The organism is Sphingopyxis sp. Soil_C_28, from assembly GCF_057657055.1.
The window spans coordinates 506,130-527,500 of the sequence record NZ_JBDGJE010000002.1 but is presented as its reverse complement, the minus strand read 5'-3'; the positions used below and the strand labels follow the sequence as shown (position 1 = coordinate 527,500).

General features: G+C 64.7%; 19 protein-coding genes (1 of these 19 only partly in view). 4 read left to right on the top strand and 15 right to left on the bottom strand.

Annotation, left to right across the window (positions count from 1 at the left end):
- The 6 genes from AC3A43_RS10635 to hisS form a co-directional block, all read right to left on the bottom strand.
- On the bottom strand, window positions 1-1,380 hold the 5' portion of the coding sequence (locus tag AC3A43_RS10635; protein WP_487792511.1) for a DUF4139 domain-containing protein. 198 nt of this gene lie to the left of the window's left edge; 1,380 of the gene's 1,578 nt are visible here — the first part of the coding sequence; the start codon lies at window positions 1,378-1,380; its stop codon lies beyond the left edge, outside the window.
- Between the two features lie 10 nt (window positions 1,381-1,390).
- Window positions 1,391-2,761, bottom strand: a complete 1,371-nt coding sequence (locus AC3A43_RS10630) for a DUF4139 domain-containing protein (protein ID WP_487793037.1) — start codon at window positions 2,759-2,761, stop codon at window positions 1,391-1,393.
- Window positions 2,762-2,852: 91 nt separating this feature from the next.
- Window positions 2,853-3,743, bottom strand: coding sequence for a DUF4167 domain-containing protein (locus tag AC3A43_RS10625; RefSeq protein WP_487793036.1), 891 nt, complete (start codon window positions 3,741-3,743; stop codon window positions 2,853-2,855).
- Between the two features lie 275 nt (window positions 3,744-4,018).
- The gene (gene prmC / locus AC3A43_RS10620; protein ID WP_487792510.1) at window positions 4,019-4,843 is read right to left on the bottom strand and encodes a peptide chain release factor N(5)-glutamine methyltransferase; all 825 of its coding nucleotides are present in this window, start codon (window positions 4,841-4,843) and stop codon (window positions 4,019-4,021) included.
- Window positions 4,836-5,903, bottom strand: a complete 1,068-nt coding sequence (gene prfA / locus AC3A43_RS10615; protein WP_487792509.1) for a peptide chain release factor 1 — start codon at window positions 5,901-5,903, stop codon at window positions 4,836-4,838. The genes prmC and prfA overlap by 8 nt, the downstream gene beginning before the upstream one ends.
- Window positions 5,904-6,003: 100 nt before the next feature.
- On the bottom strand, window positions 6,004-7,371 hold the full coding sequence (hisS, locus tag AC3A43_RS10610) for a histidine--tRNA ligase (protein WP_487793035.1): 1,368 nt from the start codon (window positions 7,369-7,371) through the stop codon (window positions 6,004-6,006).
- A 94-nt stretch (window positions 7,372-7,465) separates the two neighbouring features.
- Here hisS and AC3A43_RS10605 point away from each other — a divergent pair, with 94 nt between their 5' ends.
- Window positions 7,466-9,394, top strand: coding sequence for a M61 family metallopeptidase (locus AC3A43_RS10605; RefSeq protein WP_487792508.1), 1,929 nt, complete (start codon window positions 7,466-7,468; stop codon window positions 9,392-9,394).
- 217 nt (window positions 9,395-9,611) lie between these two features.
- Window positions 9,612-10,148: an inorganic diphosphatase gene (gene ppa, locus AC3A43_RS10600; protein ID WP_487792507.1), complete on the top strand. Its 537-nt coding sequence runs from the start codon at window positions 9,612-9,614 to the stop codon at window positions 10,146-10,148.
- Here ppa and AC3A43_RS10595 read toward each other — a convergent pair.
- The 4 genes from AC3A43_RS10595 to AC3A43_RS10580 form a co-directional block, all read right to left on the bottom strand.
- On the bottom strand, window positions 10,145-11,086 hold the full coding sequence (locus AC3A43_RS10595) for a mechanosensitive ion channel family protein (RefSeq protein ID WP_487792506.1): 942 nt from the start codon (window positions 11,084-11,086) through the stop codon (window positions 10,145-10,147). The two genes, ppa and AC3A43_RS10595, sit on opposite strands and share 4 nt — an antisense overlap.
- The gene (metC, locus tag AC3A43_RS10590; protein ID WP_487792505.1) at window positions 11,083-12,282 is read right to left on the bottom strand and encodes a cystathionine beta-lyase; all 1,200 of its coding nucleotides are present in this window, start codon (window positions 12,280-12,282) and stop codon (window positions 11,083-11,085) included. Before metC ends, AC3A43_RS10595 begins: the two co-directional genes overlap by 4 nt.
- 70 nt (window positions 12,283-12,352) lie before the next feature.
- The gene (sseA, locus tag AC3A43_RS10585; RefSeq protein WP_487792504.1) at window positions 12,353-13,195 is read right to left on the bottom strand and encodes a 3-mercaptopyruvate sulfurtransferase; all 843 of its coding nucleotides are present in this window, start codon (window positions 13,193-13,195) and stop codon (window positions 12,353-12,355) included.
- A 182-nt stretch (window positions 13,196-13,377) separates the two neighbouring features.
- A complete protein-coding gene (locus tag AC3A43_RS10580; protein WP_487792503.1) occupies window positions 13,378-14,718 on the bottom strand; it encodes a hypothetical protein in 1,341 nt (446 codons plus the stop codon).
- Between the two features lie 121 nt (window positions 14,719-14,839).
- Between AC3A43_RS10580 and queF the strand changes: the two genes are divergently transcribed.
- Window positions 14,840-15,310 (top strand): preQ(1) synthase, encoded by a 471-nt coding sequence (queF, locus tag AC3A43_RS10575; protein WP_487792502.1) that lies wholly within the window; start codon window positions 14,840-14,842, stop codon window positions 15,308-15,310.
- Window positions 15,311-15,380: 70 nt separating this feature from the next.
- Window positions 15,381-15,791, top strand: coding sequence for an acyl-CoA thioesterase (locus tag AC3A43_RS10570; RefSeq protein WP_487792501.1), 411 nt, complete (start codon window positions 15,381-15,383; stop codon window positions 15,789-15,791).
- Between the two features lie 76 nt (window positions 15,792-15,867).
- Here AC3A43_RS10570 and AC3A43_RS10565 read toward each other — a convergent pair whose 3' ends face one another.
- The 5 genes from AC3A43_RS10565 to AC3A43_RS10545 form a co-directional block, all read right to left on the bottom strand.
- Complete coding sequence (locus AC3A43_RS10565; protein WP_487792500.1) at window positions 15,868-17,154, bottom strand: cytochrome P450; 1,287 nt, start codon at window positions 17,152-17,154, stop codon at window positions 15,868-15,870.
- 55 nt (window positions 17,155-17,209) lie between these two features.
- Complete coding sequence (locus AC3A43_RS10560) at window positions 17,210-17,656, bottom strand: hypothetical protein (RefSeq protein WP_487792499.1); 447 nt, start codon at window positions 17,654-17,656, stop codon at window positions 17,210-17,212.
- Complete coding sequence (locus tag AC3A43_RS10555) at window positions 17,653-19,248, bottom strand: helicase HerA-like domain-containing protein (RefSeq protein ID WP_487792498.1); 1,596 nt, start codon at window positions 19,246-19,248, stop codon at window positions 17,653-17,655. Before AC3A43_RS10555 ends, AC3A43_RS10560 begins: the two co-directional genes overlap by 4 nt.
- Before the next feature lie 61 nt (window positions 19,249-19,309).
- A complete protein-coding gene (locus tag AC3A43_RS10550; RefSeq protein WP_487793034.1) occupies window positions 19,310-19,678 on the bottom strand; it encodes a VOC family protein in 369 nt (122 codons plus the stop codon).
- A gap of 121 nt (window positions 19,679-19,799) precedes the next feature.
- Entirely contained in the window at window positions 19,800-21,293 is a 1,494-nt protein-coding gene (locus AC3A43_RS10545; RefSeq protein WP_487792497.1) for a trypsin-like peptidase domain-containing protein, read from the bottom strand.
- Window positions 21,294-21,371: the final 78 nt, after the last annotated feature.

Genomic DNA, 21,371 nt, shown 5'->3' with positions numbered 1-21,371 from the left:
ATCGGAGTCATTCCGCACAACTGTCCGGTACTGCACCGCCGGGCTCAGGCCGACGTCATAATCGACGCGTTCGTCCTTTGCCTTGTCACCGATCTTTGCTTCGCCGACGAGCAAGCGCCGCCCGCCAATCGTCTCGAAAATCGTCACCGCGCCCGCGGGCAGCGCGAGTCCCAAGCCATCGGACTCGCGGTTCTGGACCCGCAATTGCATGGAGAGGGGCTGAAGCCGGTTCGCCATGAAATCATAGAGCGTCGCCGCATAAAGCTGTTCGACCGCGACCTTGTCCTTCGCGAGCAATGCAACCTGCTTCTGCCCCTTCGCCGAGACATCGACTCGGAACGGGATGCGATAGAATTTAAGATCGCCCAAATCCTCGGCCGGCGGCGGGGGCGGGGCGGGAGGCGGCGGCGGCGGCGGGGCCATCGCATACATTCTGGCGTCGCGGCGCCGCGCAGTAACGACCACTTCCTCTGCCACGATACCGTCGAAATTCTGTTCGATCTCGATGATCGGCGGCAATTCCCACAAAGGGTGGGTGCTGGTGATATCCATCGGCCAGCATTTGAGGACCAGCGGTCCCGGCGTGCTGCGCGGCAGCGGCGGGCTGTACATCTTGTTCAGCCGCCCCGCGATGACGTTCAGCTGCGCGCCGGGGAAACTCGTGACCCCGCCGTTCGCGACCGTGATCCAGCCGGTGAGGCCCAGCGTCTTTCCGTCGGTGCCGCGATCGGCGACATAATTGGCGGCCCAGTCGAATCCCTCTGCCAGATAGAGCAATTGAACCTTCACCGTCCGCGCGGACTTGCTTTCCACCAGCACCGACAAGGTCGGCTTGGCCGAAAGATCCTTGGGGACGCGGGGATAGAGCATGCGTTCGGGCAAACCCGAGCAGGCGAGCGCCTCGACCCCGTTCGCGGTCTGGAGAATTACCCCCCCGCCCGGTCCCGACTGGATCACCGCATCCTGTTCGACGACCTTGCCGGTCGCGAGGCTCGTACGCCGCAAGGTCACGCTGCGCTTGAGATAGGCGTCGACCAGCCCGGCGGGCGACAGCAGCCGCGCATCGCGATTCTTTTCGACCACGCCGTCGGGCAAACCGCTGACCACCGCCGTTTCGGGAAGCAATCCTTCAGCGACCCCTTCGAATCGGAGCACCGACGTTCCTGCAGGTAGCGTGACCGTTCGCGTTTCGGTGATGAAAGCGAAACCTTGCGGCCAGTTCGGGTTGATCGGCCCGCCGCCGCGCGACGGCGCGCGATAGACGGTGACGGCCGCGTCGTCGATTTTCGCCGATACGGCGATTGGCGTCGAAGCCTGCGCAAACAAGGGCGTCGGCGCCAGCAGCGCCGCGAGACATGTGAACAGGGGCCACGCCCGCATCACGTGGTTCTCAGTAACGCGAATCGAATGTGACGGTCAGATCGATCTTGCCGTTCGCAGGCACGGGCACCGACCATTCGACCCGGTCGGCCGAGATGCGCTCGCCCTTCAGGCTTTCGTCGCTGATCCGCACGTCGCCATACAGCCCGTCCTGCGCGAGCAGCACGGTGACCGGCGCCGGCCGCGCGTTGGTGACGGTGTATTTCATCCTGGTCACCCAGCGCGAATCGCCCTTGCGGGTACGCGACACGACGGTCGGCTGGACCTTCACGTCGAAGGCGTCGCCGGTGCGCAGCGACATCGCCGACCCCATCGGCGTGTGACCGATGGCGTTTTCGCCGATGAACTGCGGATCGCCGCGCGCGTCGCGCATATAAACGCGAATCGTGCCCGCAGGCAGCTGATCGCCCAGCCCGCCCTGCCGCGAGGTCGAGAAACGCAGCACGCTCGCGGTGCTCACCGGTTCGGTGTTGCTGCCGAGCCAGCGATTGACATATTCATAGGTCGAGCGCGCGGGCGCGCCCTTCACGTCGAGGAAGCTCACCTGTTTCTGCTGCGCGTTGGCGATCGTCGTGCGCTGGGCCAGCGGATAGAGATAATAGTCGCCGAGCCGTTCGCGATCGTTCGATTCGGTCCCGGCCGCATCCATCGCGCCCGTCATCTGACGAAAGCCGCCACCCCCGCCGGGGTTGCCCGCGACAAGCAACGTCCGCGCATTGCTGAACGTCGTCCCCGTGCTGTTGGTCAGCGTGACCCAGCCCTGGATATCCATCGCGCCCTTCGCCGCATCGAACAGCGCGACATAATCGGCGGTCCAGCCAAGGTTCGGCGTGAGGTAGGAGAGCCGTGCCGGGATGGTCCCGGCACTGGCGGCATCGACCGTCACCGACAGCGTCGGCCGTGCGCGCAAATTGGGCGGCAGGCGGTCGAACACCGCGCGCACCGGCAAGCCGTCGTCGCGCAGCACCTCGATCCGCTCGCCAATCTGCAGCACGATGCCGCCGTTCGCCGCGAGCACCTTGGCGCGCTCGGTGCGTTCGGCGCCGGTCGCGGGGTTGGTGCGGACCAGCGTGATCGACTGGCCGACCGCCTTGTCCATCAATTTGTCGGGGGTGAGGAGGTCGAAATCGAAATTCTGTTCGACGATACCGATGCCGGGGCCCGAGAGCGTCACGGTTTCGGGGCGGATGCGCGCCGATACATCGGGGAACTCGATGCGGTTGCGTCCGGCGGTGACGCTGAGCTGGCGGTCGTCCTGCACCAGCGACTGACCATTATTATAGATGGTGACCGCGACATCGCCCTGCGCATTGCCGGCCGTGCCGTCCTGCGCGAGAGCCGAAGACGGCACCCCGCCGACGAGCAGCGGCAGACAGGCCATTGCCAAGATGCGCATAAAAAACCTCCCCGCGAGTGATCCCGCGGGGAGGCTATGTCATGCGAATCGGAAAAACCAGCGTGAAATCGCTGACTTATTCGGCAGCTTCGACATCGGTGCTGCGCGTCGCGAGCGTACGGCGCGGCTTGCGCGGCTTGGGAGCCGGTGCCTCGTCGGCCGCATCGCTTTCGGGAGCGCGTTCCGGACGACCGATTGCGGGCGGAAGCACCGCCGTGTCGATCCCTGCGTTGCCATTGTCGGCACTATCGTCCTGACGCGGACGGCGAGCCGGACGGCGTGCGGGACGCGGGGCGGGTTCTTGCTCGGCCACTTCTTCGCGCACGGGCGCTTCGCTGCGATCGGCCCGATCGCCCTGAGCTTCGTCTTCGTCGCGATTGCGGACGGGACGCACGCGTGCCGGCTGGCGGTTGCCACGATTGTCATCGTCGCGATTGCCGCGCGGTTCGCGGTTGCCGCGATTGTCGTCATCGCGATTGCCGCGGTTGTCGCGCGGGCCGCGATCATTGCGGTCGTTCCGCTCATTGCGGTCCCCGCGATCATTCCGCTCACCACGGTCGTCGCCATTGTCGCCGTCGTCACGATCAGTGTCGATATCATTGTCGGTATCGTCATGGCCGTCGAAATCCTCGACGCCGCGGATTTCGCGCTGGCGGTCGGGACCACGGTCCTGCCCGTTCTGGGCGTTCTTTTCGTCCTGACGGGCGCGGAAATCGCTCACAACGCGGAAATAATGGTCGGCGAACTGCAGATAATATTCGGTCTGGACCCGGTCACCCGCAAGCTGCGCGTCGCGCGCCAGGTTGCGATATTTCTCGATCATCTGGGCGCCGTTGCCGCGCGCACGGCTGTCGATGCGGTTGGCCTGATCGACCCCACCCCGACCGCCACCCGATTGCGGACGATTGTTATTGTTGCTGCCGTTGTTGTTACGGCCGCGACGGCGACCGTTCTGTCGGTTGTTCATGTTCAACTGAGACATCCTGTCGATAAGCTAATAAGCTACGCCAACCCCTTTTGGCCGACTGCGCTTGTCTGCGCGTCGTGCCCGCGCTCCTTGCGCGGCCTTGCCCTTTACCGCTTGCGCCGAACCCCACGGTCCCGCACCAGCATCGTAAGTGGGAAGCAGACCAGTCGGACCAGTATCGATGCTGTTCGCACCGCCAAAGGGACCCCGATCAGGCCTGTGAGCCGCCCCTACCGCGCTTTGCGGCGGAAACCAAGAAAATTCGTGTGGGCGTGTCAGGCGCGGGTCAGCGTCAGCGCTCTGTCGCGCCCGCCCATATCCTGGGTGCAGGCGACTTCAAATCCCGCGGCTTCGGCGAGATGCCTGACCAACATATGCTGCGTCGCCCCGATTTCAAGGATCGCGGCGCCGCCGGGAGCCAAGAGACGCGGCAAATCGGGGATGATGCGGCGGTAATCGTCGAGGCCGTCGGCGCCGGCAAAAAGCGCGCCCGACGGCTCGTGATCGGCGACATCGGGCATCAGTTTTTCGCTGTCGGCGATATAGGGCGGATTGCAGAGGATGAGGTCGAACTGACCCGCGACTTGCGCGCCCCAATCGCCCAGCATCAGCTCGGTCCGCCCTTCCAGTCCGAGCGCCAGCGCGTTTTCGTTCGCATAGTCGAGCGCGATACGGCTGGCATCGACGCCGAGGCCGCGGGCCGCGGGCCACTCGCTGAGCGCCGCATAAAGCAGCGTACCGGGTCCGGTTCCAAGGTCGAGGATGCGCTCCGGACCCTTGGCGCCGAAATGGGCAACGGCGGCGTCGATCAGTGTTTCGCTGTCGGGCCGCGGGATCAGGACGCCGGGGCCAACCCCGATGCGAACCGTCCAGAAATCGCGGTAGCCCAGAATATAGGCGATCGGCGCGTGCGTCATCCGAAACGCCACAAGTTCGGCGAAACGATCGGGAACGGTGAACCGCGAAGGATCGAGCAAGACCGCCTGTCGATCGGTGTCCAGCGCGTGCGCCATCAGCAATTCGGCATCGAGGCGCGGCGTATCCGACACCGCCGCCAGTCGCTGCGCCGCATCGCGCAGCGCCGCCGCGACGTCAGTCACCCAGCCCTGCCAGCCGCTGCGCCTGATCCTCGGCGATCAGTGCATCGATCAACTCGTCCATCGCGCCTTCCAATATTTCGGGAAGGCGGTGGAGCGTCAGGTTGATGCGATGGTCGGTCACGCGCCCTTGCGGAAAATTATAGGTGCGGATGCGTTCGGACCGGTCGCCTGACCCGACCATCGACTTGCGCGCCGATGCCTCGGCGTCGTGAATCTTCGCGCGCTCCAGCTCATAAAGCCGCGTGCGCAGCACCCCCATCGCCTTCGCGCGATTCTTGTGCTGGCTGCGCTGGTCCTGCTGGATCACGACGAGGCCGCTGGGGATATGGGTGATGCGGATCGCGCTGTCGGTCGTGTTGACGTGCTGCCCGCCGGCGCCCGACGCGCGATAGATGTCGATCTTGAGGTCGCTGTCGTTGATCGCGACATCGACTTCCTCGGCCTCGGGCAGTACCGCGACGGTCGCAGCGCTGGTATGGATGCGGCCCTGGCTCTCGGTCGCGGGGACGCGCTGGACGCGGTGCACGCCGCTTTCGAACTTGAGCCTGGCGAACACGCCCTGCCCCGTCACCGACGCGACGACTTCCTTATAGCCGCCCATTTCGGCCTCATTCGCCGAGATGATTTCGACCTTCCAGCCCTGGCCGTCGGCGAAGCGGCTGTACATGCGGAGCAGATCGCCCGCGAACAGCGCCGCCTCGTCGCCGCCGGTGCCGGCGCGGATTTCGAGCATCGCGGCACGTTCGTCGGCGACATCCTTGGGAAGCAGCTTGATCGCAAGATCATGCTCGGCAGCGGGCAAAGCATCCTCGACCTCAGCGATTTCTTCGGCCGCCATCGCCTTCATTTCAGGATCGGCGAGCATCTCGGTCAACGCGGCGAGTTCGCCGCGCAGGCGCACGACTTCGCGCGCCGCGGTGGCGACGGGCTCCAGCTCGGCAAACTCCTTCGAAGCCGCAACAAAATCGGCAGGCGCCATATCGCCCGTCGCCATGCGCGCCTGAAGCGCGGCATGACGTTCGATGATCGCGTCGATCTGGCGTTCGGAAACGTTGGTCATCTACTCGCTGTCACTTCAAATCTTCGTCATCCCGGACTTGATCCGGGATCCATTGCCGCCGGTGTCGTCTGGACCCCGGATCAAGTCCGGGGTGACGACCCTATTTTCGGCTTAGCAATACCCACGAATAAGCATTCGCTATTCGCTTCGCCTTCAAATCAAACCTGCTCGACAAAGCTTCTCCTACCTTGCTCCGCATCGGCCGTTCGCCGGTAACGTTCAGGTCTCGCAAGCGGACAACACACAGGGCATCGTCATAAGGTTCAACTGACAATCCGCGCCACGCTCCTGTCGCTTTGGCTTTCGAATATCGAGTCTTTCGCGATCCAAAGTAACAAAACTCTGTCCGGAGCGGCTTCCTCTTAGGCCCGTAAGGGAAGTTTTTGATGAGTCCGGTGATTTCAAACGCCAAAGGATTAAGATCGTTATATTCCGTAAAGACCACGAGATCTGGCCTTAAAGCCTCGTTTTCTGTGAGTAGCTCTTCGCCTTGGTCGCCCACCAACATCGCCAATCGCTCAATTCCCGCCGCCCATCCCACGGCCGGCGTCGGCGGTCCGCCGAGATTTTCGATGAGCCCGTCATAGCGTCCGCCACCGAGCACGGTGCCCTGCGCGCCGAGGCGGTCGGTGATGAATTCAAACGCCGTATGGCGATAATAGTCCAAGCCTCGAACGAGCTTTGCATTACGTTCCCACTTTACGTTTGCCGCGTTCAGGCCGGCCGTGACCGCGCCGAAGAAATCTTGAGCTTCTGCCGTCAGATAGGCGTCGATCCCCGGCGCCATTTCGACAATCTTCTGATCTTCGCGATCCTTGCTGTCCAAAATCCGCAGCGGGTTAACCTGCAATCGGATTTGGCTCTCCTCCGACAGATATGTGCTGTGAGCCCGGAAGTGCTCGATCAACGCCGCACGCCAGCGATTACGGCTATCCGCATCGCCGAGCGTGTTCAACGTCAGCGTCACGCCCTCTTTGATGCCAAGCTCTTTCAGGAGTTGGTCGGCGAACACCAGAAGCTCAGCATCGGCGAGCGGGCTGTCGCTGCCGAGCACTTCGGCGTCGAGCTGATGAAACTGGCGGTAGCGTCCCTTTTGCGGGCGCTCGTAGCGGAACAGCGGGCCGTGCGTCGCGACCTTCAGCGGCGCGAACTGCTGCCAGCCATTGGTGATGTACGCGCGTGCGATGCCCGCGGTGAATTCGGGACGTAGCGTGATCGATTCGCCGCCGCGATCCTCGAACGAGTACATTTCCTTCGACACCACATCGGTCGTCTCGCCCAAGGACCGCGCGAATACCGCGGTCGGCTCGATCACCGGCACTTCGATGCGCTTGTAGCCATAGAGACGGCGCACGCGGTCGAAGGTGTCGACGACGTGCTGAAACCGGTCGGCAAAATCGCCCAGCATGTCCTGGGTGCCGCGCACGGCCTGCGGGGTCGGGATTTTCGCGGGTTTGTCCTTGCTCATGGCCGCGGCGTCTAATGGTTTTTCGTCGAAAGGCAAAGGGCGCTTGCAGAGCGTTCGCTGGACCTCACGGCCATTTGGGGGCAGAGAAATGGTCATGAGAAATGCCCTGTTCGTCGCACCCGCGCTCTTCCTCCTTACCGCCCCTGCCGCTTATGCGCAGGAAGGCAACAGCCGGCCGCAGCCGGTGGTCCAACCGCTGACTATCCCGCTGCCCGCCGACCGGCCCTATCCCGGCACGATGCAGTTGAAAGTCGACGCGACCGACTTTGCGCGCGGCATCTTTCATGTCCGCCAGACGATCCCGGTAGCGAAGTCGGGCAAGCTGACGCTGCTCTATCCAGAATGGCTGCCCGGCAAGCATGCCCCGCGTGGCGCAATCGCGGAGGTTGCAGGGTTCAAGGCGAGCGCAGGCGGCAAGCCCCTCGTCTGGACGCGTCAGCCGACCGACGTCTATGCCTTTGACATCGATGTGCCCGCGGGCACGAAAAGCATCGATGTCGCCTTCGATTTCCTGTCGCCCACCCGCACGAGCGAAGGTCGGGTCGTGGCAACCTCCGCGATGATGAATCTGCAATGGGAACAGGTCAGCCTGTATCCTGCGGGCTATTTCACGCGAGGGATTCCGGTACAGCTCGAAGTGACGCTGCCCGATGGCTGGACCGGCGCATCGGCGCTCGACGGCCTGAAAGTCTCCGGCAACCGCTACAGCTTTGCTCCGACCAATTACGAAGTGCTGGTCGACAGCCCGATGTTCGCCGGCAAATATTTCCGCAAATGGGATTTGGGCAACAAGGTGACGCTGAACGTCGTCGCCGATGAGGCCAAATATCTCGAGGCGAGCCCCGACCATATCGCGCGCCACGGCGCCCTGGTGTCCGAGGCGATCGCGCTGTTCGGGGTCCGGCATTTCGACCGCTATGAATTTTTGCTCGCGCTCACCGACGAGCTGGGTGGCATCGGGCTCGAACATCATCGCAGTAGCGAGAACAGCCGCAACCCCGACTATTTCACCAAATGGAACGACAATGACAGCGAGCGCGGGCTGCTTCCCCACGAGCTGACGCACAGCTGGAACGGCAAATATCGCCGCCCCGACAAGATGTGGACCCCCGATTATCGCACACCGATGCAGGACAATCTGCTGTGGGTTTACGAAGGCCAGACGAGTTTCTGGGATCTCGTCATCGCCGGCCGGTCGGGGATGCAGTCGAAGGAGATGATCCTCGCCGAATGGGCGACGAACGTCGGCAACTATAGCGTCCAGCCGGGGCGGGCATGGCGATCGGTCGAGGATACGACGCTCGACCCGATCATCGCGGCGCGCAAACCCAAGCCTTTCGCGAGCTGGTCGCGGAGCGAGGATTACTACAACGAAGGGTCGCTGATGTGGCTTGAGGCGGACATGATGATCCGCACGTCGACGAACAATGCCAAAAGCCTCGACGATTTCGCGCGCGCCTTTTTTGGCGGGCGCGAGGGGGATTGGGGGCAGGACAGCTATGATTTCGACGATGTCGTCGCGGCGCTGAACGCGGTCCATCCCTATGACTGGGCTGGCTTCCTGCGCGAACATATGCAGGCGAGCGGTCAACCGGCGCCCACCGGCGGCATTGAGCGTGCGGGGTATCGCCTCGTGTGGCGCGACGCGCCGAATGTTTATGACCGCGACCGCATGGCGCAGGCCAAAAACGCCGACCTGACCCATTCGCTGGGAATGACCGTCGACAAGGACGGCATCGCGACCGCCATTCTGTGGGACGGCCCCGCTTTCAAGGCGGACATCGTCAACGGCACGAAAATCGTCGCGGTCGAAGGGCTGAGCTATAACCGCGAGCGGATGGAAAGTGCGATTCGCGCCGCGACCGACGGCAAGACGCCGGTCCGCCTGCTTGTCGAACGCGGCGGGCGCTATCGCCAGGTCGAGATCGATTATCATGGCGGGCTGCGCTGGCCGCACCTTGAAAAAACCGGCAGTGGCCCCGACTGGTTCGATCGGCTGTTTGCACCGAAACGGCAGCTATAAATCCGCCCTGTCGCGCAGCGATGGGGAGGGGAACCGCTCGCGAAGCGAGGGGTGGAGGGGCCGCCACGTCGCGCCATAGCCCTTCCGTCAGCCGTTCCAGCTGCCACCTCCCCATGGCTTCGCCACAGGGAGGAGATTTGCCTTCGCGCTCGACTTTACGGGCCATCGGGCGCTAAAGGCGCCCGCGATTCTAAAAACAAAAGGATTCCATTCTCCCATGCGCATCGACCTGATTCCCGCCGGCGACAGCCCGCCCGACAGCCTGAATGTCCTGATCGAAGTGCCGATCGGCGGCGAGCCGGTGAAATATGAATTCGACAAGGCATCGGGCGCGCTGTTCGTCGACCGCTTCCTCCACACCCCGATGCGCTATCCCGCGAACTATGGTTTCGTGCCGCACACGCTGGGCGAAGATGGCGATCCGCTCGACGCGCTGGTCGTCGCGCGCTCACCGATCGTCGCGGGCGCGGTGGTGAAATGCCGTCCGATCGGGGTGCTGATGATGGAGGACGATGCCGGCGGCGATGAAAAGCTGCTGTGCGTCCCCGTCAACAAGACCTTCCCTTATTATGCCGACGTCGCGAGCTACACCGACATGCCGCCGATCGTGCTGCAACAGATCGAGCATTTCTTCACCCACTATAAGGATCTTGAGCCCGGCAAATGGGCAAAGCTCAATGGCTGGGGCGATGTCGATGAGGCCAAGCGCATCATCGTCGAATGCATCGAACGCGCAAAAGCGACCGGCTACTAATCGCTGTCCGCGGGCGCCGGGCTTTCGTCCGGCGCCCCGATAATCCGCACGTCCTGTCGCGGATAGGGAATGGCGATCCCGGCTTCCTTGAAGCGGTCCCATATCCCCAGAAACACCTCGCCCTGAATATTGCCGAGCCCTGCTTCGGGGTCCGAAATCCAGTAACGTAGCTCATGCTCGACCGCGCGCTCGCCGAATGCGGTGATCCATACCGCGGGTTCGGGCTCGTTCAAAATGCGCGGGTTGGTTGTCGCCGCTTCGATCATCAGCCGCTGGGCCAGCCGCAGGTCGCAGCCGTAACCGACCGGCACGCGCATCCGCACACGCACTTCGGGGCTCGCATAGCTCCAGTTTTCGACTGGCTGGGTCATCAAGAGCTCGTTCGGAATCAGATGCTTCTTGCCGTCGCGGGTGATGACGTTGACCGCGCGCACCCCGATCCGGGCGACACGCCCGACGTTCGGCATCCCGCCCGGCAGCGTCGTTCCACCCATGGCGCTGCCGTCGCCGACCACGACGATGTCGCCGGGCTTGATCGACCGATCCATCAGCAGGATGATTCCCGCGATCAGATTGCCGACGGTCTTTTGCAGGCCGAAGCCGATCGCGAGGCCCGCGGCGCCCGAAAAGACCGCAAGCGCGGTGAGGTCGATACCGAGCAGGTCGATGCCGAACAGCATCGCAAAGACGAACAGCGCGATCGCGATCAGCTTTTCGGTGAGCAGCCGCTGGGTCGCGTCGATCTGGGTATTGCGGCGGAGCAGCCACTTTATCCCGCGCATCAACAGCCGCACCGCGACGTAGAGCAACACGGCGACGACCAGCGTCGAGAACAGACCGTAGAGCGACAGGCGATATGAACCGACGTCGATCCCGATCGCCTTCATCACCTCGACCGCACGGGCAACCCCGTCGCTGATATTGTCGCTGGCACTCATATCGCGGCAAAGCCGCGTTCTAGGTCGGCGATCAGGTCGGCCGGATCTTCGAGCCCGATCGACAGGCGGACGAGCGGATCGGGGTCGGTCCATATGGTCGCGGTGCGAATCGACGGCGGATCGCTGGGCACGACGAGGCTTTCATAACCGCCCCAGCTGAAGCCGATGCCGAAATGCGCCAGCGAATCGATAAAGCGCGTCCGTGCCGTCTCGTCGACGCCTTTCAAGGTGAAGCCGAACAGTCCGCTGGTCCCGCCAAAATCGCGCGACCAGATGGCATGGCCCGGATCGCCGGGCAGCGCGGGATGTAGCACGCGGCCGACCTCCGGACGCGCCGCGAGCCAATTCGCGATGGCGAGACCGCTTTCGCCATGTCGCTGCATCCGCACATCGAGCGTGCGCAGCCCGCGCAGCATCAGCGCGCAATCGTCGGGCGAAACCGCCTGGCCAAGCTGATACGCCGCCTGGCGCAGCCGCGGCCACACCGCCCTCGTCGCCGTCAGCGAACCCATCATCGCATCGCTGTGCCCGCCGACATATTTGGTAAGGCTCATCATCGTCACGTCGATGCCGTGCGCGATCGCCGGAAAGAGCAAGGGCGTCGCCCAGGTGTTGTCGAGCATCGTCAGCACGCCGCGTTCGCGCGCGGCCGCGACGATTGCGGGGATGTCCTGCACTTCAAAGGTCAGGCTGCCCGGCGATTCGAGGAAGATCAGCTTGGTTTCGGGCCGGATCAGATCGGCGATCGCGGCACCGACGAGAGGATCATAATAGGTCGTCTCGACGCCCATGCGCGCGAGCATGCCGTTGCAGAAGGCGCGCGTCGGTTCATAGGCGCTGTCGACCATCAACAGGTGATCGCCCGGCGACAGCAGCGCGAGGAGCCCCGCCGAATTGGCCGCAACCCCCGACGGGTAGAGCAAGGTGCCCTCGCCCCCCGGCTCCATCTGCGTCAGCGCATCGGCGAGCGCCCACACCGTCGGCGTCCCGCGCCGGCCGTAATAAAGCTTGTCGTGCGTCGCATGGCCGCGCGCCTTCAGGTCGGCGATATTGTCGTAGAGGATTGTGGAGGCCCGCCACACCGGCGGATTGACGACACCGCCGCCGAGCCGCGGGTCGCCGGTCCATTCGGGACGCCGCCCGCCCTGCACGAGTTTCGTGGCAGGGCGGAGGTTTTCATCGTCGCTGTTGTTCATCCCCGCCTTGTTAGCGGAGCACCGGCCAAAATCCACCCTCCGACGAAGGGAGGTTCGGCCGGTCGTCGCGTCAGGCCGCGCCGGTCGCCTTGGGGGTCGCGGGATCGGCGCCCCATTCGGTCCAGCTGCCGTCATAGACCGCGACATCTTCCTTGCCGAGCAGGTGCGCGCCGAATGCGACCACGGTCGCGGTCATGCCGCTGCCGCAGGTCGTGACGAGCGGTTTGTCGAGATCGACCCCGGCGGCGTCGAACGCGGCCTTCAGATCGTCGCCACGCTTCCACGTGCCGTCGGCGTTGAACAGCTGGCTGTGCGGCAGGCTGCGCGAATTCGGGATATGGCCCGGTGCGACGCCGGCGCGCGGATCGCGCTCCTCGCCGGTGAAGCGCGCCGCGGGACGCGCATCGACAAGCTGTTCAGCGCCGCTGTCTAGGTTTGCGAGTATCTGGTCCTTGGTGCGCACCGCCTTGGCATCACGCCATACGGTGAAATGACGGTGGCGCAGCGTCTGCTTGCCCATTTCGAGCGCGCGGCCTTCGGCCTTCCACTTGGCGAGGCCGCCGTCGAGCAGCGCCACATCATGCGCGCCGAACAGTTTCAGAAGCCACCATGCGCGCGCCGCGCTCTTCAGCGGGCTGTCGTCATACAGCACGATGCGGCTGCCATCGCCGAGCCCGAGCGACTGCATGCGGCTCGCGAATTTTTCGGCCTGCGGTGCCATATTGTCGATATCGCTCGACGGATCGGTCAGTTCGGCCAGGTCCATGAAGACCGCGCCGGGGATATGCCCCGTCTCATATTCAGCGCGCGCGTCGCGCCCTTCGTCGGCGAGAAACTTCGTCGCATCGACGACCCGCAGGTCCGATGCCCCCAGTTCGCGTTCCAGCCAGTCGGTTGAGACCAAGGCGTCCATGTCATGCTCCTGTTGCGACCGGTCGGGAACCTGTTTGCCAGTTCCTCGCCCGGCCATCCTGCTGTGGCTCTATTCCTGGGGACAACAAGCCTATGCCCCCACCTGCGCTTTTTCAAGCGCGGTCAGTCCTGCCTCAGCCGATGCTGCACCGCAACAAAAAAGCAGTGCCGTTTTGAGCCAAACTATTGCGCGCGCTTGATTGCCGTCGCGCGCGCGCCGGGGCGATCGACATTGTAGGAGGCGCGGTCGAGTGGCAGCGGCGCGAGCTTTTCGCTCCCGCTCGCGCCCTGTTCACGGCCGAGCACGAAACTGCCGGCATTTTGGCCAAACGCCTCGCCCTCGCCGTCCCAATGATAGGTGACGTCGAGCGCGATGACGGGGACGAGCACCGGCTTGCCGCCGATCATCAGCGGCTCGATCGCCGCGCGCGGCAACATCACTTCGGTCGACAATTCTTCGCCCGCGCCGGCGCCAAGCACCATATCGTCGCGCAGCACGCTGCCGCCCGCGCCGTCGAAGAAGCGGGCGAGCACCGGCTCGGTCATCGCCGAGCCCTGATTGAGCGCAATGCGGACCATCAGACCCGTCGCGGGCACCGTCCCCTGATTGAGCAGGTTGAGCGCGAAGCCGACCGCGACATGATCGGCCGCAAAGCGGATGCTGCGGATATCGAGCGCCATGCCGACAACAGCACGCTGCTCGCCCGCGGCGCGGGTGACCAGCGGGTGCGCGGCCTGCGGCTCGGGCTGCGGCGATGGCGCGCGCGCCGGTTGCGGGGCCGCGGGGCGCGGCGGCGGGGGTGCGGTGGGCCTCGGCGGCGGTGCGGCCACGCGAGTCGCAGGGCGCGGCGCGACGGGACGCGGCGCTTCCTCGATGTCATCGGCGGCCGGACCTGCGAGCGCCGCACGGCGGCGCCAGTACCAGAAACCGACACCGAGCGCGGCCAGCGCGGCGAGCAGCCATGCCCAAAGCGGCGTGCCCGATGACGCGGCCGCAGGCGCGGCGGCCGACGATGCCTCGTCCGTCGGGGCCGGGGCCGCGCTTGTAGCGGGCGCGGCAGGTGTTGCTGTCGAGTCGAGCGGCGGCAGCGCCGAGCCTTCGGTCGCGGTGGGAAGTGCCGGCGCGGGGGCGTCCGGCGCCGGCGCGGTGCGCGAGGATGCCGTTGCGGGTGCATCGCGACGGGCCGGTCCTGGCGCGGGCGTCGTCACCGGCCCAGGCTGCGTCGGCGTCACACGCGGCGGGGTAGCAGGCTGCACCGGCGTCGGTGCGGGGGTTGGCGTGGGCTGTCCGCGCCGATCGCCCGGCGCAACCGGCGGCAAGCCATTGTCCGACGGGCCCTGCACGCCCGGCGTTCGTCCCTCGTCGGCGGGAGGAGGCAGACGGAAATCGAGCGGACGCGAAGAGGAAGGCGCCGGCGACGTGTCCTGTGCAAGCGCGGGCGAAACGCCCGCCGTCGACAGCGCGAGCGCCATAAGCGGCAGCGATGCCGCCTTGCTTCCCAGCCCCTTTCGTCCGTTCGTCATTCTGTTTCCGCGACCTTGACCTGTTTTCCCTGGCGCGGCGCCGCTGAATTGGCGCTGAACCCGGCCGCTTCCATCCAACGAGATCGGTGACATCGGCCGCGCTGCGCACTAGAGCCTTTCCATGACCGATTCCAGCCCCCCGCCGCTGGCGCCGAAACATCTCGGCCAGTCCAGCGAACTTCCTGCCGCTCCCGAGGCCGCCGTCCTCGACTATGTCCCCAATCCGCGCGCAGGCGAACTCTACCTCGTTCGCTTCGCCGCGCCCGAATTTACCTCGCTGTGCCCGGTGACTGGCCAGCCCGACTTCGCGCATCTCGTCATCGACTATGCGCCGGGCGAAACGATCGTCGAATCGAAGAGCCTCAAGCTGTTCCTCGGCTCGTTCCGGAACCATGCCGGCTTTCATGAGGATTGCACCGTCGGCATCGGCCGCCGCCTGTTCGACGAAATGCAGCCCCGCTGGCTGCGCATCGGCGGCTATTGGTATCCGCGCGGCGGCATCCCGATCGATGTCTTCTGGCAGTCGAGCGCGCCGCCCACAGGCCTGTGGCTGCCCGATCAGGGCGTCGCACCCTATCGCGGGCGCGGCTAGGCGATATTTCTACTGAAGCAGCCGGAATTTCACCTTTCCGTCATGAAATGTTGACACTAGTGTCAGCGATATGACCGTAGCCTCGCTCCCGCATGATCACGACATCAAAGTCGGTGCCGACCAGATCGATTTCATGGGGCATGTCAACAACGCCCATTATCTGAGCTGGGTGCAGGAAGCCGTGCTTGCGCACTGGCGCCACATCGCGCCGCCCGACGCGGTCGCGGCGCATCTGTGGGTCGCGCTCAAGCACGAGATCACCTACCGTCGCCCCGCGTTCCTCGACGATCAGGTCATCGCGACCGTGATCCTCGAAAAGGTTCAGGGCGCGCGCGCCTTTTACGAAACGATTATCAAGCGCGGCGAGGAAGTGCTCGCCGAGGTAAAATCGAGCTGGTGCTGCATCGACGCCGAAACATTGCGTCCCGCAAGACTCGCAAGCGACGTTGTCGCGCGTTTCTTTCCGAGCGAAAGAGTTTAACCGGCAACGGCGGCATCGGCGCGGTGAGTTACACTGATACGCATTTGTTCCGTCTTCGACCCCGCCTGAGATCGGGCTAGGCCGTCTCGAAGCGGATCGGCAGGCGCTTCAATCCGCCGACGAATACCGATTCGACGCGCGCGGGTTCGCCCGCAAGCTCGAGGGTTTTCAGCCGCGGCAGCAGCTCCTCCATCAGGATGCGCATTTCCATGCGCGCAAGATGCTGCCCGAGGCAGACATGCGCGCCGAAGCCAAAGGCGATCTGCTGATTCTTCTCGCGATCGGGGTCGAATGCGAACGGCGCCCCGAACACGTCCTCGTCGCGATTGCCCGAGACATAGTTGAGCATCAGCCAGTCGCCCGCGCGGATCGTCTGGCCGCCGATCTCGACATCCTCTTTAGCGCTGCGCATGAAATGCTGGACCGGCGTCGTCCAGCGAATCGCTTCCTCGATCAGTCCCGCCTTGTCGCTGTCGGCGGAACGGAAACGTTCGAACATTGCCGGGTTCTTTGCCAGCTCCATGATCGCCCCCGCAGTCGAGGCGCTCGTCGTGTCGTGCCCCGCGGTCGCAACGATCATATAATAGCCCGACATCTCGCGGTCGGGGATCTGCTCGCCATTGATCGTCGCATTGGCAATCACCGTCGCGATATCCTCGCGCGGGTTGGCGCGGCGGTCGGCAGTGAGCGCGCCGAAATATTGCGTGAAATCGGCGATGACATAATCGAGCATCGCGATCGCCTGCTCGGCGCTGGTGATAGCCTCGCGGCTGCGGTTCAGCTCGGGATCGGTCGGGCCGAACAATTGCTGCGTCAGCATCAGCATGCGCGGCTCGTCCTCGGGCGGTACGCCCAGGATGTCCATGATGACGCGCAGCGGATAATGCGCGGCGACGTCGCGCGCGAAATCGCATTCCCCGCCCTGCGCGAGCATATGTTCGACGGTCTCGCGCGCGATCTGCCGGATGCGCTCTTCGACGATCTTGAGATTCTTGGGCATGAACCAGCTCTGGGTCAGCAGCCGGTATTTCATATGGTCGGGCGCATCCATCTGAACCAGCGAGCGGATCAGATGGCCGTCGTTGTTCGGGGTCGCGGCGCGCGCCAGCGCCTCGCCGTCGCGGTTGGTCAGCACCGTCGGGCGGATGCCGTTCGCGAACCGCTGGGGATCGCGACTGATCGCCATGATGTCGGCGTGGCGGCTGACGAGCCAGAACGGATCGTGATCGTGATTCTCGGCGACCGCCAGCGGCGCGTTGGCGCGCGCCCAGGCGAGCTGCTCGTGCAGCGGGTCCCATTGGCCGTATGCGACGGGGTCGACAACGGCGGCGGCTACCTCTCCAGGCAATATCGGTTTTGTCATTGAGGGCGAAGCTGCCGCAACTCGCACCCCGAGTCGAGTGGCAAAAGGCAACCGATCAGAGCGCGGTCCCCGGATCGGGCAGCGCCGTCTGCCATTCGGCGCGGGCGCGCCGGATCATCACTTTCAATTCGTCGGCGCGGCGCTGCCAGGCCGCGGCACAGTCGCCGCTCCACGCCGGCCCGACCGCGATGCCCAGTTCAACGACCGTCATGTCGATGAAGGCGTCATATTCGGCGATCGGTAACGGGCCATAGGCCCGATGTGTGTGCACCAGCTCGGTCACCAGCGGCCACACCCAGCCCTCTTCCTTCGCGAGGCCAAACATCATCTGGAGCGTTTCGTCGGTCATTCGCCGCGACGAGGCGTCGACCACCAGGAAAGTGGCGCGGCGCTCGGGGTAGGCGGCGAAGAAGCGGTCGAACAGCGTATGGCGAATGTCGATGCCGGCGTCGGCGACGGCGAGCAGGCTCGCTTCCATCGCCGCGGCATCGGCTTCGCTCATTTAAAGAGGCTGCCCAATATCCCGCGCATCAACTGCCCGCCGAACTTGCCCGCGACCTGCCGGCCAAGGCTTGTCGCGGCCGAGCGCGCCGCCGACTGGACCATCTTTTCGGTCATCGAGGGCTTGGCCGCCTCGCGCGCCGCGGCTTTTTCGAGCCGGAGCCGCTCCTTCTCTTGGGCGACCTTCAGCTTGGCTTCTTCCTTGGCGGCGATCGCGGCCTGCTTGTCGGCTTCGACCTGCGCCTTTGCTTCGACGGCGGCAGCTTGTGCCTGTTCGGCCTTGGCGGCGAGCAATTCCTCGGCGCTCTCGCGATCGACGGCGGTGTCATATTTGCCTTCGACCGGCGAGATCGACTTGATGATCGCGCGCTCCTTGGCGTCGAGCGGGCCGGCGCGCGAGCACGGCGGCTTGATCAGCGTGCGTTCGACCGGCGACGGCGCGCCGTCGGGCATCAGCAGCGAGACGAGCGCCTCGCCGACCTTGAGTTCGGTGATCTCGCGCGCGACATCGATCTTGGGATTCGGGCGGAAGGTTTCGGCGGCCGCCTTCACGGCTTTCTGGTCGCGCGGGGTGAAGGCCCGCAACGCATGCTGGACGCGGTTGCCGAGCTGGCCCGCAACATCCTCGGGAATGTCGATCGGGTTCTGCGTGACAAAATAGACGCCGACGCCTTTCGAGCGGATCAGGCGCACGACCTGCTCGATCTTCTCGGCGAGCGCGGGCGGCGCGTCGTCGAAGAGCAGATGCGCCTCGTCGAAGAAGAAGACGAGCTTTGGCTTGTCGGGATCGCCGACCTCGGGAAGCGTCTCGAACATCTCGCTGAGCAGCCAGAGCAGGAAGGTCGCGTAAAGTTTGGGGCTAGCCATCAGCTTGTCGGCGGCGAGGATGTTCACATAGCCGCGGCCATTCTCGTCGCAGCGGATCATGTCCTGAATGTCGAGCGCGGGTTCGCCGAAGAAGTTCGCGCCGCCCTGGCTTTCGAGCGTCAGCAACTGGCGCTGGATCGTACCCACGGTCGCCTTTGACACATTGCCATATTTGGTCGTCAGCTCGTCGGCATTTTCGGCGCACCACATCAGCATCGCCTGCAGATCGCCGAGGTCGAGCAGCAGCAGATTCTGTTCGTCCGCGATGCGGAAGGCGATCGCGAGCACGCCTTCCTGCACTTCGTTGAGTCCCATCAGCCGCGCGAGCAGCAGCGGCCCCATTTCGGAAATCGTCGTGCGAACGGGGTGCCCCTGTTCGCCGAACAGGTCCCAGAAGATCACCGGATTATCGCGATACGCCCATTCGCTGTCGCCGATCTCGGCCGCGCGCGCGGCGAAGATTTCGTGCATCTTCGACGTCGGGCTGCCCGCCATCGCCATGCCGGCAAGGTCGCCCTTCACATCGGCGACGAACACCGGGACGCCGACCGCCGAAAAGCCCTCGGCAAGGCCCTGCAGCGTCACCGTCTTGCCGGTGCCGGTCGCACCCGCGATCAACCCGTGACGGTTCGCACGTTTCAGCACGAGCGACTGGCGCGGGCCATCGGCCGCACCGCCGCCGCCCAGACCGATATAGATTTCGCTTGCCGTGCTGCCGTCGCTCACCCGCTATCCTCCACTCTGAACCTTTGTCGGGTCTAGAGCGGCGGCGCGGCGCTGCCAAGCATCATCCCATGATGAAGGCGTTCAACTTGTTGCCGTCGGGGTCGCGGAAATATCCGGCGTAAAATCCCTCGCCGCGCGGTCCCGGGGGGCCTTCGCAGCTGCCGCCGTGGGCCAGCGCGATCTCGTGGAGGCGGTGGACCTGTTCCTTGTCCTTCGCCTCGAGCGCAACCATCACGCCATTGCCGACGCTCGCAACATTGCCGTCGAAAGGCCGGGTCAGGCCAATACCCGCGCCGCCGCCCGGCTTGCCCCACGCGATAAAGCCGTCGAATTCCATCATGCGCGGCGTGTCCAATTCGCCCGCAATCGCGTCATAGAATTCCGCCGCCTTCGCCAAGTCCTTCGTTCCCAGCGTCACATAACCAATCATCATCTTTCTCCCGACTCGATATTATCGGAACATAATATGAACATCATGGATCGCGCGCAAACAAAAAGGGCGCCGGACCCGAAGGTGCGGCGCCCCTTGTGCCGGGCCGAAAGGCCGGCGGTTATTTCACGCGGATCGCGACGAACGCCGACGGACCGCCGCGGCGCAGGATTTCGAGCAGCACCGCATCGCGGCCCGCCTTCTTGGCGTCAGCGACCGCCTTGGCGAGCGCCTCGCTCGTCGTGACGGGTGTGCGGTTAGCGCTGAGAATCACGTCGCCGCGGCGCAGCCCCTTGCGGCCCGCGTCGCTGTTAGCCGAAGCCGCACCGACCACGAGACCCTTGGTCGCCGCATCGACGCCGACCGCGCGTGCGATATCGGGGGTCACCGTCTGCACCGACAGGCCGAGCTCTTCCTGGAGCGCCTTGTCGGCGGCGCCGGTCGGATCCTCGGGGGTCGTCTGTTCTTCTTCGGGATCGAAGTTGCTGCCGGTCAGCTCCTCCTCGGGCGGGCGTGTGCCGACGAGCGCCTGGATCATCATCGCCTTGCCGTCGCGGATGATTTCGAGCGGGATGCGTGTGCCCGGCTTGGTGTTCGAGACGATGTACGACAAGGTCTGCTGCGGCGTGACCTCCTTGCCATTGACCTTGGTCACGACGTCACCACGCTTCAGCCCGGCCTTTTCGCCCGCCTGCGCAGGTTCGACGCGCTGAATGAACTCACCGCGGTCCTTGGGCAGGCCGAGCGCCGCCGCGAGGTCCTCGTCGACCGGCGCGATGCCGATGCCGAGATAGCCGCGCTGGACCTTTTCACCCGCGCGCAGCGCGTTGATGACCGGGATCGCCGCATCGGCGGGGATCGCGAAGTTGACGCCGATGTTCGCGCCGACGGGCGAGATCAGCATGTTGTTGATGCCGACGACATTGCCCTGCAAATCGAACAGCGGGCCACCCGAGTTGCCGCGGTTGATCGCGGTATCGGTCTGGATATAGCGGTCATAGGCTGTGCCCGTGCCGATATTGCGCTGAACCGCCGAGATGATCCCCGCGGTCACCGTGGAGCCGAGGCCGAGCGGGTTGCCGATCGCAATGACCCAATCGCCGACGCGCGCGGTGCTGCTATCGGCGAACTTCACGAACGGCAGGCCCGCCGCGTCGATCTTGAGCAGCGCCAAGTCGGACGCGACGTCGCGGCCGACGATCGTCGCCTTATATTCCTTCTGGTTGGTCAGCGTCACCGTGACCTGATTGACGGCTTCGCCGCGCGGGCCGCCCGAGATCACATGGTTGTTGGTGACGATATAGCCGTCGGCCGAGATCAGGAATCCCGACCCGCCGCCCTGCTGTTCCTGCGTGATCGGTTCACGCGTTCCAGCGAAGGGGTTGAGCCGGACGCCCAGCGTTACTTCCTGCTTGGTCGAGATGTTGACCACCGCGGGCTGCAACTGCTCGACCAGGTCGGCGAAGCTTTCAGGCGCGCCCGATCTGGGCACGACTTTGGCGATTTCGCTTTTTTCATTCTGCGCGACCTGCGCGCCGACGGGAGACTGGGTGACCAGCGCCAGCGCAGTGCCACTCGCCAGCAAGGCCGAAGTGATGCCATAAACATAACGCACGATCGAAATTCCTTTTCGTTCTCGAAAAACTCATCTGCCCCGGCCGCGGCTATCTGCGGCGAATTGGCTGAACGGTGA

What these genes read in the sequence shown, in the direction of transcription:
- AC3A43_RS10630 (WP_487793037.1), bottom strand. Translation starts at nt 2,761, where the DNA reads ATGGCCTGTCTGCCGCTGCTCGTCGGCGGGGTGCCGTCTTCGGCTCTC.
- AC3A43_RS10625 (WP_487793036.1), bottom strand. Translation starts at nt 3,743, where the DNA reads ATGAACAACCGACAGAACGGTCGCCGTCGCGGCCGTAACAACAACGGC.
- prfA (WP_487792509.1), bottom strand. Translation starts at nt 5,903, where the DNA reads ATGACCAACGTTTCCGAACGCCAGATCGACGCGATCATCGAACGTCAT.
- hisS (WP_487793035.1), bottom strand. Translation starts at nt 7,371, where the DNA reads ATGAGCAAGGACAAACCCGCGAAAATCCCGACCCCGCAGGCCGTGCGC.
- AC3A43_RS10605 (WP_487792508.1), top strand. Translation starts at nt 7,466, where the DNA reads ATGAGAAATGCCCTGTTCGTCGCACCCGCGCTCTTCCTCCTTACCGCC.
- ppa (WP_487792507.1), top strand. Translation starts at nt 9,612, where the DNA reads ATGCGCATCGACCTGATTCCCGCCGGCGACAGCCCGCCCGACAGCCTG.
- AC3A43_RS10595 (WP_487792506.1), bottom strand. Translation starts at nt 11,086, where the DNA reads ATGAGTGCCAGCGACAATATCAGCGACGGGGTTGCCCGTGCGGTCGAG.
- metC (WP_487792505.1), bottom strand. Translation starts at nt 12,282, where the DNA reads ATGAACAACAGCGACGATGAAAACCTCCGCCCTGCCACGAAACTCGTG.
- sseA (WP_487792504.1), bottom strand. Translation starts at nt 13,195, where the DNA reads ATGGACGCCTTGGTCTCAACCGACTGGCTGGAACGCGAACTGGGGGCA.
- AC3A43_RS10580 (WP_487792503.1), bottom strand. Translation starts at nt 14,718, where the DNA reads ATGACGAACGGACGAAAGGGGCTGGGAAGCAAGGCGGCATCGCTGCCG.
- queF (WP_487792502.1), top strand. Translation starts at nt 14,840, where the DNA reads ATGACCGATTCCAGCCCCCCGCCGCTGGCGCCGAAACATCTCGGCCAG.
- AC3A43_RS10570 (WP_487792501.1), top strand. Translation starts at nt 15,381, where the DNA reads ATGACCGTAGCCTCGCTCCCGCATGATCACGACATCAAAGTCGGTGCC.
- AC3A43_RS10565 (WP_487792500.1), bottom strand. Translation starts at nt 17,154, where the DNA reads ATGACAAAACCGATATTGCCTGGAGAGGTAGCCGCCGCCGTTGTCGAC.
- AC3A43_RS10560 (WP_487792499.1), bottom strand. Translation starts at nt 17,656, where the DNA reads ATGAGCGAAGCCGATGCCGCGGCGATGGAAGCGAGCCTGCTCGCCGTC.
- AC3A43_RS10550 (WP_487793034.1), bottom strand. Translation starts at nt 19,678, where the DNA reads ATGATTGGTTATGTGACGCTGGGAACGAAGGACTTGGCGAAGGCGGCG.